Raw genomic sequence first — 14,050 nt, forward strand, 5'->3', positions numbered from 1 at the left:
TTATTTAAGAATTGCTAAACTGTAAGTTGCTTAAATTCTTATAAATACCATTTTCTAAGTTTATTAATTCCTGGTGAGTTCCTTCTTCAGAAATTTTTCCGTTATCTAGAACTAAGATTTTATCTGCGTTTCTAATTGTAGAAAGTCTGTGCGCTATAATAATGCTTGTTCTTCCTTCCATTAAAACTTCTAAAGCTTCCTGAACCAGTTTCTCGCTTTCACTGTCTAGAGACGAAGTAGCTTCATCTAAAATTAAAATACTTGGGTTTTTAAGCAATGCTCTTGCAATTGCAATACGCTGACGTTGTCCTCCAGAAAGTTTAACACCGCGTTCTCCAACCAAAGTTTCAAATTTCTCTGGGAATCCGTCAACAAAATTAAAAGCATTGGCTTGTTTCGCAGCAGCAATAATTTCTTCTTCAGTTGCGTTCGGATTTCCGTACGCAATATTTTCTCTTATTGATCCTCCGAATAATATAACATCTTGAGGCACAATACTCATATTTCCGCGAAGGTCTTCTAAATCATAATCTTGAATCTTTTTGCCGTCTACTAATATCTCTCCAGAAGTGATGTCATAAAAACGCAATAAAAGTGAAGAGATAGTTGATTTTCCTGCACCACTTGGACCAACGATTGCTATTTTCTGTCCGAAGTCTGCATTAAAATTAACATCTTTCAAAACCTGAACTTCTTTTCTTGAAGGATAACTAAAAGCAACATTTTTGAAAGCTACATTTCCTTTTATTTTATCTACAGCAGTAAGTCTTGGTTTAGCATTGATTTCTTCAGGAGATTCTTCTAATAATTCAAAAACACGCTCTGTTGCTCCAACGGCTTTTTGAATCTGAGCATACATCTCGGCAATTCCACCAAAAGAAGCCCCGATAAAGGTAGTATACAAGACAAATGAAATTAGATCGCCCACACCTTCAACTTCTCCTTTAATCGTTAAAGTAATTCCGTACCAAACTACGGCAACAACGCATCCGAAAAGGCATAGGATAATAAACGAAGCAAAATAACCTCTATATTGACCGCCTTTAATAGCAATTTTTACAATTTCTCTAATCTTATTTTTATAGCGCTGAATTTCGTACCATTCGTTTGCAAATGCTTTCACATTACTTATTCCTTGCAAAGTTTCTTCGACAATAACTTGGCTTTCGGCTACTTTATCTTGTGTTTTTTTTCCGTATTTACGAATAAATCTTCCAAATATTACTGCCGCAATTGCCACAAGAGGTACAATTGCCAGCATCATTAAAGTCAGTTTTGGACTAATACTTCCTAAAATCACAAAACCTCCAATGATCAAAATAAATTGACGCAGAAATTCGGCGATAGTTGTACTGAAAGTGTCTTGTAACTGCGAAATATCAGCACTGATTCTACTATTCAATTCACCAACACGTTTTTGAGAATAAAACGACATTGGTAACTTTATTAGGTTCTCATATAAGGCAAAACGAATATTAGAAAGTGAGTTTTCTGTAAAATTTACGAAGAGTGAAATTCTAAAGAAAGAGAAAACGGCCTGCAGAACCAAAATCCCCATTAAGCCAAGCGCTATTTCGTTGGCTCTAGAAAGATCTTTATTGGTAACGCAATCTACGAGCATTCCCATAAGTTTAGGAAAGGCTAGGGCGGTGGCGCTGGTTAAAAAAAGGAAAATCAAACCTAGGAAAAATTTCCATTTGTGGTTTTTAGCATATTTAAAAATTCGAAGTGCTTTTTGAAGGGAGTTAGAGTTTAATTTAGCTTTCGGTAAATCATTTTCTTGAAATCTTGCCATTTGAATATACAATTAAGGTACGCAAAGGTATGACTATAGCAAATGAATACAAAAAGAATATGCCGAATTGCCTTTGATGGATCTGATTTTTAACTAAATTTAAGAAATTCCAGATTTTTGTCTTTTTTTAATTCCTTGATAAATAGATCTCTAATTATTTCATCAAAATTATTTTTCACTTTTTTCATAAAAAGGCTTGCAAATATAAAATCTAGCTGTATATTTGCACTCGCAATCACAAACGATAGCAACCTAGTAAAATAGGGCGATTAGCTCAGCTGGTTCAGAGCACCTCGTTTACACCGAGGGGGTCGGGGGTTCGAACCCCTCATCGCCCACCACTTTAAACAACCTCTAAAATCTTTTGATTTTGGAGGTTTTTATTTTATATCTATTTATGAGTTTCGTTGTTTACATCTTATTTAGCGAAAGCAAGAACAAAATTCTACATTGGCTTTACTTCTAATTTAGAAGAAAGAATGATCAGACACAATCAAAAAAGCAAAGGTTTTACAGGAAATACAAATGACTGGAAAGTAGTTTACACAAAAAACTATCAAACCAAAGAACTTGCACACAAAAGAGAACTTCAAATTAAGTCTTGGAAAAGCAGAATCAAAATAGAGGAATTAATTTCTAAAAAGATTAGTTCAGCTGGTTCAGAGCATTCCGATTAGCATCGGAATTCGTCGGGGGTTCGAACCCCTCATCGCCCACAAATTTCCGAAAACTCCAAAGTCATTTGATTTTGGAGTTTTTTATTTTACATCTATTTATGAGTTTCGTTGTTTACATCTTATTTAGCGAAAGCAATAACAAATTCTACATTGGCTTTACTTCTAATTTAGAAGAAAGAATTATCAGACACAATCAAAAAAGCAAAGGTTTTATAGGAAATACAAATGACTGGAAAGTAGTTTACACAGAAAACTATCAAACCAAAGAACTTGCACACAAAAGAGAACTTCAAATTAAGTCTTGGAAAAGCAGAATCAAAATAGAAGAATTAATTTCTAAAAAGATTAGTTCAGCTGGTTCAGAGCATTCCGATTAGCATCGGAAGTGGTCGGGGGTTCGAACCTTCCGATGAATCGGAACAAGCTATCATCGCCCACCAAGAAACTCCTTAAGAAATTAAGGAGTTTTTTTTATTGCACAATTAATATTATTTCTGCTTTATCATTCCAAAGTATTATTTTTTGTTCCATACTAGAAGTAACAATCCTGTTGCCTTTGTTATTCCAGGAGACACCCCATAAATAATCCTTTGAGTTGCCTTCTGAAATTAGATTTAAGTTTGCATCCCAAATTCTTAATGCATCACTTGCCGTTGCTAATCTATTTCCTTTTGAATTCCACGTTAAGTTTCTGTATTCAGCTTTACTTATATCAATTGCTTTCAAAAGTTCTCCTTCCTCATTCCAATATTGAAGCAACGATTTATCTTTTTCATCTCCATAGTCACCTGTAACAAAAAATAAACCTGAATTATGCCAAGCAACACTCAGCAACATAACATCTTCCTGTCTATGTTTTATTGATTTTAAAAGATTTCCTTCTATATCAAAAACGCGTATTTTATCTGCTACAGTTATAAGAATATTTTTTTTAGGATGCCAATCAACAGCAGTTATGCTCTTGGCATTTTCGTTGCTAAATTTTCTAATCAAGTTGCCTTTCTTGTCGTAAATCAATATTTGTCCTTGATTGTCTGCAACAGCTAAATATTCACCAGTATAATTCCAATCAATTCCTCTAGCTCCATCTGGAGAAATGCCGTTTAGCGCCACTTTCTCATTTGTATCTAAATTGAGTATAAACGATTTTTCATCTGACATTTGAGTTGTGACAGCAACAATGTTCATTGAAGGATGCCACTTTATACATGTAGTTGTGTTCTTTACTGGAAAGGATTTGTATGGTTTTAAATCGCCTTTTCTATAAATTTTTAAACTATTTACATTTCCGCCAATCGCTATGTACTTACCGTTAGGACTCCAATTTGTTGTCCAAAGAATTTCTTTTGTGGAAGCATTTTGTCCAAAAATCTAATTAGACAAAACAATAATCAGTAAGCTTAAGAATTTTAGTGTTTTATTTCTTTTCTTCATTTAAAATGGTTACTTAACAACCGCCTTCGCTAGGTTTACGTTTATAAATTACTTTACCATCTCGCTTTACATAGTCGCCCGATATAATTGGATAAGAATACTTGGGCGCATGCGATACACTATGGCTTTTTATAATTATTTTGTCATTAACTTTTAGGCTGTGTAATTGCTCAAATTGACTATTTCCAAACTGTTCTGGTCCAAAACTAAGAATATAATCATCATCATTAATTTTCACCATAACTCCAAAACCTAATCGTGAACCTGGCGGAAGAGTAAGAGATGTTACAACTGCTTCCATATCGGTATAATCACGAAGAGATTTCCTTATTTTAGCTTCACTGGCATACACTTTTTTACCTGCTGGCGAATTTTCCCATTTTTTGAACGTTATACCATCTGGTGTAGCTTCCCATTTTTTCAATCCAGCTTTTCTTTCAGCAGCAGAGCGCGGTTTTGTGATTGATTTTTTAGAAGTTTCTTTTTTAATTTCGCTATTCGCGAATACTAGTCCGCTCACCACAATCAAAGTTAAGATCAGCGCATAAATGATTTTTTTCATCGTTTTTTGGGTTTAATTAATAATTTCGTTTTCTCTCTTTTGAGGATTATGAAGCAAAATTAGTTTGATATTTTTCGGCTTGAGCAATTAGAATTGTAAATAAAAATGTAAACTTTGTAAATAAATACTTGACACTATGAATAATAGTAGAAACTGTCTGTTCGGAAAACGCAAATCTATTTTTGAGTTTATATTACTTTTATCTATTACTATAATCTGCGTCGCTTTTACTACGGAGAATGGAAATGATTTTAATATTTCCAAAAGAGAAATTTTATTCCGCAAAATCGGACATGAGCTACTGCTTCAGTCAGGTGACAGTACATCAAGAGTGCTTCCTGTAAAAAAGATTGCTGAAAATGAATATCAAATTAGGTTTGAAAATGAACTTACTTTCCAACCTGATTCTCTCGTGAATATTACCAGACGTATATTGGCCGAAGATCAGCTTGCAAATAATTATATCATTAACGTTCTTAACTGTGGAAATTCTAGTGTCGCTTATGGATATGGCATATCCAAAAATAAAGATGATATTGCATCCTGTTTAGGAAGAAGACAACCCAAAGCGTGTTACATAATCGATATTAAATTCGAACCAATAGGAATAAATACAACAAAGAATAGATATGTTCTAGGTAGCCTTTCACTTTTAGCATTTGCAGGTTTTATTTTTTTTAGATCTACTAAGCCGAGAAAAACATTGCCTGATGCTCAATTTACTGATATTTATACTTTGGGTTCGACATTATTCGATGCGAAGAATAAAAAACTTATCATAAATGGAGAAACAATCGTTCTTACAGGAACGGAAACTCGAGTATTACTAATTTTCGCTTCTTCTCCAAACCAAACAATAGAGAGAAGTCGCTTGCAAAAAGAAATATGGGAAGACGATGGTGTTATTGTTGGCCGTAGTTTGGATATGTTTATATCTAAACTTAGAAAAAAACTGGAATCAGATTCAAATATCAACATTGTTGTTGTACGCAGCAAAGGATATAAGCTTGAAATTAGTCAGTAAGAAAAAAACACTTACTTTAAATAGTGTGAGAGTAAAGAACAAGGAATTTGCCTCCTTATACTAATAAATAAAACTCCTTAAGAAATTAAGGAGTTTTGCTATATATCTTTTCAATATATTTCCTTTTGATTATGAATTTTGATTTCCTAATTAGCAACTTTATCTTTACGAACAAGTTCTATTTTAGTCTCCATATTATCTCTGATCAAGGTTACAGAAGTTGCTTTTCCATCAATAAATTCAAATTTCAATAAGTTAGGATAATCTACGATCTTGAACAATCCGTTTTTTAAATAGACTAGTTCATTGTCATTTTTTCCTTTAAAATGATCCAACAACATAGATTCAACATACAAACGATTATTTTTTTCTACTATTTTAGTTTCTACTCCTTGTTGATAAAGAAAATCATCGTAAGATCCAATTAATTGATTTTTAAGAGACGAAGACATTTCCTGAACCTCGCCATAAGTTGCTTTACCATTCCAGTTCATCAGCTTCAGAATTGTCTTTTGAGTGTGGCTCATTACAGGAAAACGATTCGGTTTTTCGCCATTGGCCAAAAAAGCAAAACCATTGCCATCAGTCATTGTTCCAGTAATAGTGCCGCCAACACCAGTATTAGAACCATTGCAGAAAAACCAATCATAGTTGTTGTAACCAAACGACTTTTGCCATCCGTAGCTCCAACCTCCAACTGCATTTTTTAGAGCAGTTACTTCCGTTACCTTTTTTGCTACATTATGAGAGATTACCTTATTATTTTTATTACGAAGCGCATTTTGCATTTCAATAGCAATTTTAGCTAAATCAGTAGGAGTAGACCACATTCCTGATGGTGCAACTTGTGGCGTAATGGGTAATCCTGTCTTAATTACTTTTCCTTCTTTATCATGAACCAAAGCCACATTTGTCGGGAATCCTTTTTCATTTGGCTGAATCATTGTGGTATTTTTCAAGCCAAGAGGAGAAAAAATATATTCTTTTGCAAGTTCTGCTATAGATTTATTAAAAGTATCTTCTAATGCCATTTGAACAATTGTGTACCCGCCGCCACTATATTCCCAACCAGTTCCTGGTGTAAACAAAAATTCTATTTCTTTATCATATCTCGGTATTTGCCCTAAAAGACTTTGTTTTAATGTCGGAATTGCTTCTCCTTCATAATGATCTTCAAACCCACCTTGAGTTGTACCAGCGGTGTGATTTAGAAATTGTCTCCAAGTCGGACTGCTGTTTTCGATAAATTTACTTTTAGGCAAATGCCAGCGTTTAAGATACGGATCTATCGGTTTATCTAAGTTAAGCAATCCTTTTTCTTCCAACATAAAACAAAGTAATGCCGTAATTGGTTTTGAAATAGATGCAGTAGAGAAAGCCGTATTCTCATCTATTTTTTCCTTCGAATCTAGTGATTTCACACCAAATTGGTTTGAATATACAATTTGGTAGTTTTGAAAAACGACAACACTAAATCCGGCTAGCTTATATTTTTCTAATTGCTGGTCAATATTTAAACTGTCTGTTAAAAAACTATAGTCTGCATTTTTTGTCAATATTTTATGACTTGTCTGACAATTTGCGCTTGCTACTACAAAAAGTAGTATGTAAATAATGTTTTTCATTGTATCGAATTTTGGTTAAAAATTTATTTCGATACAAAGATGTGGAGGAAGCCTATCGTGTGCGACCGAATGAAAAGATTCGAACGCATTTGTTTAAAAAAAGAAGTTCGAATAGTTTAAATAAAACGTACGAGTAATTACAAAATACTGATTTATAATTCTTTGCGGTAGTAAGTTGGCGTTTTTCCGGTATGTTTTTTAAAAGCTGTATTAAATGAAGATTTCGAATTAAATCCAACTTCATATAAAATTTCAAGAATTGTTACTTTACTTTTTGTGGCATCTTTCAAAATATTCATTGCATATTCTATTCGATAGGAATTTACGAAATCGTAAAAATGCTGTTCTAATTTATGATTGATTAAAAGCGACAAATCACGCACAGGAATTTTTATCGCTAAAGAAACATCCTGAATGGTTAAAGAAGGATCTAAAAAAGGCTTTTCTGTAACCATGTATTGCTGCAATTTCTCTAATTCTTCTTTATCTCTCCCAGTTATTGCAGCTATCAAACTATTCTTTTCTTCTAAAACAATATCCGAAACCAATTTTAAGTTCGAATCGATATTTCGAAATAAATTAGGATGATTTAAAGCTTTATATAAATACCAGCAGGCAATAAAAAGTTGAAATACGATAATTACTATTTTTATATATTCGAAAATTTGAGGATAATCAGAAAACTTAAAAATATTTTTAAAAAGAGCAATAAAATATAAAATACTCAGCACAACCGTAAACTGAAACAGCCAATTGTAAGAATTAATATTGGCACCTGCGAAATTTTCGAGATATAGTTTTTTCGCTTTTTTTAATAGCACAAAAACAGCAATAAAATAGACGAATATCTGAATATGAATAAGAATATGATTGAATGGTATTTCTATCATATTCTTTCGATTTATAATAAAATTCATTTTGGCCGCAGCATCGACTAAATAAAAGCGAGGCAATAAAATCACATTTGAAACTATAAATGGAAGAAGATGAAGGATGTATTTTGGTTTTAGCCTAAAATCAGAATAACAAACCGAAACCACATATAAATAAAAAACAGGCAGTTGCAAAAAAGCGAGCGTGGTTCTAAACATTCCCAAATTTGAAGGGCCCGTAGTTACTAACTCTAATAAAGGTGAGCTAGAATCTATAGCAGTTAAAATTAGAAAAAAAGCAAAAAGAGAATTACTTGTTTTGTGCTTGGTTTTGACTGTAAGTAGAAAAAAAGCCAAAAATAACGAAATGAATAAAGAAATTACAGTTAAAATAAGCAATACATTAATCTTATCATTCATTTTATTCTTGTGGTATTATTTTGGTTGTTAAGGCTTTTTGAAGCGAATATAAGAAAATATTATACTACAATTTTAACAACTTTTGAAATTTAAATGAAACATCGGTAAAATTTAATTTCCTTTTGCTAATACTTTTTAAATGCAACAATTTCAATAACTTCTAGGTATTATCTTTTCTCTGGAAAACAAAATCATATTCATGAATTGTAGTTTTAAATGTATTATTTTCAAATTCATAAATTGGCTTTTTATACAAAAGTTTATTTGTTTGAAAATGATAATGATAAAAAAAGCCCTCTTTTATCTGAACATTTGTTTCGTAAACTTTAACTAGGTGAACATTTCCAGAAATATAGTTTCTCACTGTTGCAAGGCAGATAAATTTATAATAATCTTCTTTGAATAGCTCTATTTTCAGATTTACTTTTGACCCAATTGGCATCCAATCGGTCATGTTATAATTTATTCTCAACTGCCCCGTTTCTTTAACCGAAATCCAATCGCCAAGCAATTCATCTGCACTGACAATACTTACTTCATAGAAAGTTTCAAATTTCAAACCATTTAAAATAGCATTAAAAATATCGGTAACGTATATTTTATTTTGAAGTTCCTCATAAATTATTCGTCCTACCTTTTTATGATCTAGATTTACAAATAGTTTTGATTTTAATACATGATTTAAATCATTCGAAATCAAGTTGAATCTCTTAGAATTAATTGACTCAAAAATTTTGATGAAAGAATCTTTATTTTCACGCGTGAGAACACTATTTAGATCTAATTGACGAAAACTGCCATATTTGAGACTTGAATTAAATTCAGATAATAATTTGCTGTATTCTAAAGGCATCATTTCTTCAAATTCAGAACTTTCTAACAACTCAAATAAAATCAGAAAAACAAATTTCTTTTCATGTGTAAAAGTCTGGTCAAATATTTTTAATAAGTTCATTTTTAGTTTAAATAAGAATACTTTTTACTTTTAATTATTGAAAAACGCATTAAAGCTTTCTTTTTTATCTTTTCGATTTTTTTCGATATAAACATTTAAAAACCCGCTTTGTTTTAAGAATTGTAACGGATCTTTTATATTCAGAATTTCATTAATTGCTTTTTGTTTGTCTTGGTGCTTGTAGAAATAAGCTTCTGTTATTTTATAGCCAATCCAATATCCTAAATCATTTGGTCTGTCGTCTTTTTTGGAGGTTCCGTAAAGCCAATCCTGATAATCTTTATTTTTTAATCGAGTTACAAATTCTTGACATAATTTATCTTGATTCTGGTTTCCATATTGATAGGAAAGCTGATTAATAGCATCTCCCGAAATAAGTTCACCAATAAAATCTGCGCCACCTTCCATCAAGCACCATTTCAACAGCATGTCTGCACCTTGTATATTTTGCTGATAATGTATCAGTTCATGCGCAATTAAACCAGAAATTCCGTCCAAATTTTGAAGCTTTTCAGTGCCGATAATAATTCCTTCGGGAGCAGAAGTTCCGCCTGAATTAAACCTTCCATAAACAAAATAAATAGGAGGGAATTTTGCATTTGGATACCAATATTTTAATGCGCTATAAATAGTTCTAACTCGCTTTTCTTTAGTCGAAATATTGTCTAAAACATGTCTTGAAAGTTCATAATCGACTTTTCTTTTCTTGACAATAGCAAAAAGAGAATCAGCGTTGATTATTCTGTTTTCTGTAAAAGCCTTGACACCTGGAGAGCCTTTTTGCATGTATTCCACAAATGGATTTTCTTTTGATTTGTCCATTTTATCAAAAGCTATCCAGAAACTTTTTGTATCTGCTGTTTCAAAGACGGCATCCAAAGGATTTAAGGAGAATTTATTCTGCCCAAGAACAGAATTTTGAATATAAATTAAGGCAAAAAGAATAATATGCTTTAGTTTCATGTTTTTTGAGATTATCGAATAGGATTGGTAAATTTTAGTTAGATAAAATTCTTCGTAAATATATTTTAAATATAATAAAAGCTTTTAGCTCTTGTAAATCTATAGAAAAATCAATAAATTACAGTCAATAAAAAAACTTAAAATATATAGATGAAAGAGCAGAAAGATTGGTCAATAGATGAAATACAAAAAATATGGCAATTGGTTTCTAGACTGCACAATAGTCAGAAATATGGCGGAGCGAAAGATGGAGAACAAGTTGAATATATAAATCATATTGGAAGTGTTGTTTTTGAAATTGTAAAAGCAATTCAATTGACGCCTTATATAAATGGCGATTTGGCGATAAAATGCGCCATGATGCATGATACAATTGAAGACACTGATATTTCTTATGAAAAAATAAAGGATCTTTTTGGCAAAGAAGTCGCAGATGGAGTTTTAGCATTGACTAAAAACAGCCAAATTGAGAGCTCATCTGAAAAAATGCTGGACAGCTTAAGAAGAATAAAACATCAGCCAAAGGAAGTTTGGGCAGTTAAAATGGCCGATAGAATATGTAATCTCTACGAACCGCCTTTTTATTGGAATGATGAGAAAAAGCTAATATATATTGAAGAAGCCGAAACGATTTACCGCGAATTGAAAGATGCAAATGAGTATTTAGCAGAAAGAAAAGATTAAAAAACAAAATTAAAGAATATTATCGGTTTGTTGAATCATCTAAAATTGAATCGTAAGAACAAAACTCCTTAAATTTCTTAAGGAGTTTTCTTCTTAGTATGACAAGAATTTCAATTCATCTTTATATTGATAAATTAAAATATTGTTGCCAGCATAAAATGCAGACCTAAAATCTCTTTTTAAAGTTTGTTTTAATTTTTCAAATTCTAAATCGTAAATTAAAATATCAGAATTTCTTATAACACAAATAAATCTATCAGTAAGATAATGAGTGTGTAATTTGCCAAATTCCCAATAAGCATATTTAGTTTTAATTATTTTTAATGGTTTTTTGTGATCTAAAACAGAATATTCCAAAATAGAAAAACTATCAGCATTAAATTTATCGTGTTTATAAAGTAATACTACAAATCGATCTCCTTTTGAATTAAAGCTTAAGTTATGAAAAGCTCCATCAAAATCAAGGTCGTCCATATCATAAATCAACTCAATACTTTTTGATCGAGTAAAATTGAAAATTTTAACGCCTTGAACTCCATAATTTACATCATGAGCTATAAAAGCAAATTGATTGGAAATATTCGTTCTTGTCACTGATTCGATATATTCGTAACCAGACCATTCTTTTTCTGGATATAATTCATCATCACTTAACAAAAAATCAAAAGAAGTTTCGTCATTTACCCAAAATGCTTTAACGGGCTTGTGAGTATAGTCTTCATCTGAAATTGAAATAAATTCACCTTCTTTGTGATAAATCAAGAATATTTGGTTTTTAGCTCTCGAAAAATACTTTTTATAAATATTCAATCCATCAGAATTAAAATGATAATAATAGATGTTATCAATGTCAATCAGGCATATTATTATAACATCTTTGCCATCCTCTAAAAAAGTATTTATTACAGCACTGTTATTCACTTCAGGAGAATGGAGAATTTTCAAATTAATCTCTTTCAAACAATTAAATTTCTCATCATAGGTTAGTAAGTAATATGAATAGTCCTTTGATAGTAACTGATATATTTTTCTACAATCTTTATTAAAATGTATTGCAACTATTAAATTGCCGTAATCTTGATAATCGAAAAATAAATATTCCTGATTTTCTAAATTACTTATAGAGTTTGTTTCATTTTTATCTTCTGAAAAGTTATAAGTTCTAAGAATTGTAGCATTTCTATTTGGATTTTTATTGTTTTTACTTACATACAATATAACTGGAACAATACAAAAAAATATAATAAGAATTGAGAAAATAATCATTTTAGTATAACTATAGAGGTTGTTTTTTAGTTCAAATATCTTCCTTCGTCAATCTATCCAATTCTTTCAATAAAGTAGGAAATCTGAATTCTCCGGCCATACTTTCGACCTTTTTACACGCTTCATCCAAATCAATTCCGATAGAAGTGATGTAAAGCGGTTTTTTGCTATCTCCTCTAAAAAGAGCTTTTTTATTCTTTTCTATAGAAGCAAAATTCGTTTTGGCAACACCAATTATTGGAATTTCTTTATTCAGCTTTTCGTATAAATAACCGCCTAAACCATATTTGTTTTCATCATCTAAATAAACAAATCCGTCGACTACAATAACTTCAATAGTCGAGAGGTCAATTTGTTTTAATAAGCTTAAAATGCATGGCAATTCTCTTTTATAAAATTCGCCAGGAATATATTCTTCTACATTGTCTATTGTTTCAGAATGAATTTTAAAGTTTTTATCTTCATTCCATGCTGCAAATTCAAGGCAGATTGTTTTTGCTTTTTGGTCAAAATAATACGTATCAAAAGCTATAATCATATTAGGTAATAGATGTTTATTTGGGCTAATTTAGAAAAACCTTACAAAGAATAGTATTGTAAGCGTGAATTAATTTAAAAAGTTTTCTATTCAGAGATATCATTTCAAAAATCAAAAAGCTTTATCATTCTCTTACAATCATTTAAGCGATTAATTTAGTAACTTAGTTATAAATCAAAAAACTAGAATTATGATAACTAAAATGATATGGGCCAATCTGGTTTCGAGCGATATACAGAAAACGATTCAATTTTATACCTCTTTGGGTTTTAAGCAAAACGGAGCAGAAACAAAAGAATTGGTAAGTTTTGTTTTTGGAGAAAATGATTTTGTAATTAATTTTTTCTCACCCAAACGATTAGAAAACGCTGTAAAAGGAAAACTCTCTAATACGGCAATCGATAACGAAATTGTATTTTCTTTGTCTGCAAGCAGTGTAGAAGAGGTAGATCTTTGGTATCAAAAAATAAAAGAAATCAACGGAACTATTTACTCTGAACCAGAAAACTTTGAAGTTGGCTATACTTTTGGCTTTTCAGATCCGGACGGTCATAAGTTTAATTTTTTGTATTGGCCTGGAATGTAGTTTTTTTTGCCATATGACAAATTCTCAATAAAAACTTATGACTAACTTTCGTGCATGAAAGAATTAGTAAATTACATATTACAGTTTGGCAATTTGAATCAGCAGCAGATTGATTTGATTTTAACGAAAGCCCAAGAAAAAGAAATCAAAAAAGAAGAATATTTTTCTGAAGCAGGAAAAATAGCAGCCGAAGTTGGCTTTATCGTAGACGGAATAATGCGCGTTTGCTACTACAACAACAAAGGCGAAGAAATTACAAAATACTTTATCGATGAAAATAACTTGGTTGTAGACTTAGAAAGTTTTGACAACAATATTTGCTCGTCTGCTTATGTGCAAGCGGTTACAGATTGCAAAGTTATCGTGTTTTCTAAAGCAGATTGGCAGGAATTACTTGATACCATTGTGGGCTGGGACACAATTGTGCATAAAATCATTTCAAAAGCCTTAATTCAGAAAGTCGCTAGAAGAAGTCCGCTGGTTTCAGAAGACGCTACAACCCGTTATTTATCTTTTATGGAAATGTTTCCAAAAGTAATTAATCGAGTTCCGCTTTCGTATTTGGCTTCGTATTTGGGTATTACACAATCTTCTTTGAGCAGAATTCGAAAAAACATTCGTTAAAAATCGCTTTTTGCCATATGGCAAA

15 protein-coding genes and 2 tRNA genes are annotated in these 14,050 nt (G+C 31.3%); 8 read left to right on the plus strand and 9 right to left on the minus strand.

Going from position 1 to position 14,050, the window contains the following annotated elements; all coding sequences use genetic code 11:
- Positions 1-4: 4 nt before the first annotated feature.
- Positions 5-1,795 (minus strand): ABC transporter ATP-binding protein, encoded by a 1,791-nt coding sequence (locus EG814_RS08090; RefSeq protein ID WP_125720716.1) that lies wholly within the window; start codon positions 1,793-1,795, stop codon positions 5-7.
- 263 nt (positions 1,796-2,058) lie between these two features.
- On the opposite strand from EG814_RS08090, the gene EG814_RS08095 reads away from it, so the two are divergent.
- The 4 genes from EG814_RS08095 to EG814_RS08105 all read left to right on the plus strand — a co-directional run bounded on the left by EG814_RS08095 (position 2,059) and on the right by EG814_RS08105 (position 2,849).
- Positions 2,059-2,136: transfer RNA gene (locus EG814_RS08095), tRNA-Val, on the plus strand.
- Between the two features lie 66 nt (positions 2,137-2,202).
- Positions 2,203-2,472 carry a GIY-YIG nuclease family protein gene (locus EG814_RS08100; protein ID WP_125720718.1) on the plus strand — a complete coding sequence of 90 codons (270 nt, stop codon included), beginning with the start codon at positions 2,203-2,205 and terminating at the stop codon, positions 2,470-2,472.
- A tRNA-Leu gene (locus tag EG814_RS20980) sits at positions 2,439-2,511 on the plus strand. Before EG814_RS08100 ends, EG814_RS20980 begins: the two co-directional genes overlap by 34 nt.
- Positions 2,512-2,570: 59 nt before the next feature.
- Entirely contained in the window at positions 2,571-2,849 is a 279-nt protein-coding gene (locus EG814_RS08105) for a GIY-YIG nuclease family protein (RefSeq protein ID WP_125720720.1), read from the plus strand.
- 94 nt (positions 2,850-2,943) lie between these two features.
- On the opposite strand, the gene EG814_RS08110 is transcribed toward EG814_RS08105, so the two are convergent.
- Entirely contained in the window at positions 2,944-3,843 is a 900-nt protein-coding gene (locus EG814_RS08110; RefSeq protein ID WP_317133044.1) for a WD40 repeat domain-containing protein, read from the minus strand.
- Positions 3,844-3,919: 76 nt separating this feature from the next.
- Positions 3,920-4,468 carry a hypothetical protein gene (locus tag EG814_RS08115; RefSeq protein WP_125720724.1) on the minus strand — a complete coding sequence of 183 codons (549 nt, stop codon included), beginning with the start codon at positions 4,466-4,468 and terminating at the stop codon, positions 3,920-3,922.
- Between the two features lie 136 nt (positions 4,469-4,604).
- Between EG814_RS08115 and EG814_RS08120 the strand changes: the two genes are divergently transcribed.
- Positions 4,605-5,492, plus strand: coding sequence for a winged helix-turn-helix domain-containing protein (locus EG814_RS08120; RefSeq protein WP_125720726.1), 888 nt, complete (start codon positions 4,605-4,607; stop codon positions 5,490-5,492).
- Positions 5,493-5,638: 146 nt separating this feature from the next.
- Here EG814_RS08120 and EG814_RS08125 read toward each other — a convergent pair whose 3' ends face one another.
- The 4 genes from EG814_RS08125 to EG814_RS08140 all read right to left on the minus strand — a co-directional run bounded on the left by EG814_RS08125 (position 5,639) and on the right by EG814_RS08140 (position 10,327).
- Complete coding sequence (locus EG814_RS08125; RefSeq protein ID WP_125720728.1) at positions 5,639-7,117, minus strand: serine hydrolase domain-containing protein; 1,479 nt, start codon at positions 7,115-7,117, stop codon at positions 5,639-5,641.
- 152 nt (positions 7,118-7,269) lie between these two features.
- On the minus strand, positions 7,270-8,007 hold the full coding sequence (locus EG814_RS21170; protein ID WP_235830932.1) for a helix-turn-helix domain-containing protein: 738 nt from the start codon (positions 8,005-8,007) through the stop codon (positions 7,270-7,272).
- A 562-nt stretch (positions 8,008-8,569) separates the two neighbouring features.
- Positions 8,570-9,364: a hypothetical protein gene (locus EG814_RS08135; protein WP_125720733.1), complete on the minus strand. Its 795-nt coding sequence runs from the start codon at positions 9,362-9,364 to the stop codon at positions 8,570-8,572.
- 30 nt (positions 9,365-9,394) lie between these two features.
- Positions 9,395-10,327, minus strand: a complete 933-nt coding sequence (locus EG814_RS08140; protein ID WP_125720735.1) for a DUF2268 domain-containing putative Zn-dependent protease — start codon at positions 10,325-10,327, stop codon at positions 9,395-9,397.
- 150 nt (positions 10,328-10,477) lie between these two features.
- Here EG814_RS08140 and EG814_RS08145 point away from each other — a divergent pair, with 150 nt between their 5' ends.
- Complete coding sequence (locus EG814_RS08145; RefSeq protein ID WP_125720737.1) at positions 10,478-11,011, plus strand: HD domain-containing protein; 534 nt, start codon at positions 10,478-10,480, stop codon at positions 11,009-11,011.
- A gap of 93 nt (positions 11,012-11,104) precedes the next feature.
- Here EG814_RS08145 and EG814_RS08150 read toward each other — a convergent pair whose 3' ends face one another.
- Positions 11,105-12,277: a hypothetical protein gene (locus EG814_RS08150; protein WP_125720740.1), complete on the minus strand. Its 1,173-nt coding sequence runs from the start codon at positions 12,275-12,277 to the stop codon at positions 11,105-11,107.
- 31 nt (positions 12,278-12,308) lie between these two features.
- A complete protein-coding gene (locus EG814_RS08155; RefSeq protein ID WP_125720742.1) occupies positions 12,309-12,815 on the minus strand; it encodes an endonuclease V in 507 nt (168 codons plus the stop codon).
- Positions 12,816-13,005: 190 nt separating this feature from the next.
- On the opposite strand from EG814_RS08155, the gene EG814_RS08160 reads away from it, so the two are divergent.
- Both EG814_RS08160 and EG814_RS08165 read left to right on the plus strand, forming a co-directional pair.
- Complete coding sequence (locus EG814_RS08160; RefSeq protein ID WP_125720744.1) at positions 13,006-13,401, plus strand: VOC family protein; 396 nt, start codon at positions 13,006-13,008, stop codon at positions 13,399-13,401.
- A gap of 54 nt (positions 13,402-13,455) precedes the next feature.
- Positions 13,456-14,025, plus strand: a complete 570-nt coding sequence (locus EG814_RS08165) for a Crp/Fnr family transcriptional regulator (protein WP_125720746.1) — start codon at positions 13,456-13,458, stop codon at positions 14,023-14,025.
- The last annotated feature ends 25 nt before the right edge of the window (positions 14,026-14,050 follow it).

It is taken from the genome of Flavobacterium ustbae (genome assembly GCF_003946915.1).
Classification (GTDB): Bacteria; Bacteroidota; Bacteroidia; order Flavobacteriales; family Flavobacteriaceae; genus Flavobacterium; species Flavobacterium ustbae.

Bases quoted from the DNA above. Each gene is read 5' to 3' on its own strand.
- EG814_RS08120 (WP_125720726.1), top strand. From the start codon at position 4,605: ATGAATAATAGTAGAAACTGTCTGTTCGGAAAACGCAAATCTATTTTT.
- EG814_RS08090 (WP_125720716.1), bottom strand. From the start codon at position 1,795: ATGGCAAGATTTCAAGAAAATGATTTACCGAAAGCTAAATTAAACTCT.
- EG814_RS21170 (WP_235830932.1), bottom strand. From the start codon at position 8,007: ATGATAGAAATACCATTCAATCATATTCTTATTCATATTCAGATATTC.
- EG814_RS08105 (WP_125720720.1), top strand. From the start codon at position 2,571: ATGAGTTTCGTTGTTTACATCTTATTTAGCGAAAGCAATAACAAATTC.
- EG814_RS08150 (WP_125720740.1), bottom strand. From the start codon at position 12,277: ATGATTATTTTCTCAATTCTTATTATATTTTTTTGTATTGTTCCAGTT.
- EG814_RS08125 (WP_125720728.1), bottom strand. From the start codon at position 7,117: ATGAAAAACATTATTTACATACTACTTTTTGTAGTAGCAAGCGCAAAT.
- EG814_RS08155 (WP_125720742.1), bottom strand. From the start codon at position 12,815: ATGATTATAGCTTTTGATACGTATTATTTTGACCAAAAAGCAAAAACA.
- EG814_RS08115 (WP_125720724.1), bottom strand. From the start codon at position 4,468: ATGAAAAAAATCATTTATGCGCTGATCTTAACTTTGATTGTGGTGAGC.
- EG814_RS08165 (WP_125720746.1), top strand. From the start codon at position 13,456: ATGAAAGAATTAGTAAATTACATATTACAGTTTGGCAATTTGAATCAG.
- EG814_RS08145 (WP_125720737.1), top strand. From the start codon at position 10,478: ATGAAAGAGCAGAAAGATTGGTCAATAGATGAAATACAAAAAATATGG.
- EG814_RS08140 (WP_125720735.1), bottom strand. From the start codon at position 10,327: ATGAAACTAAAGCATATTATTCTTTTTGCCTTAATTTATATTCAAAAT.
- EG814_RS08135 (WP_125720733.1), bottom strand. From the start codon at position 9,364: ATGAACTTATTAAAAATATTTGACCAGACTTTTACACATGAAAAGAAA.
- EG814_RS08160 (WP_125720744.1), top strand. From the start codon at position 13,006: ATGATAACTAAAATGATATGGGCCAATCTGGTTTCGAGCGATATACAG.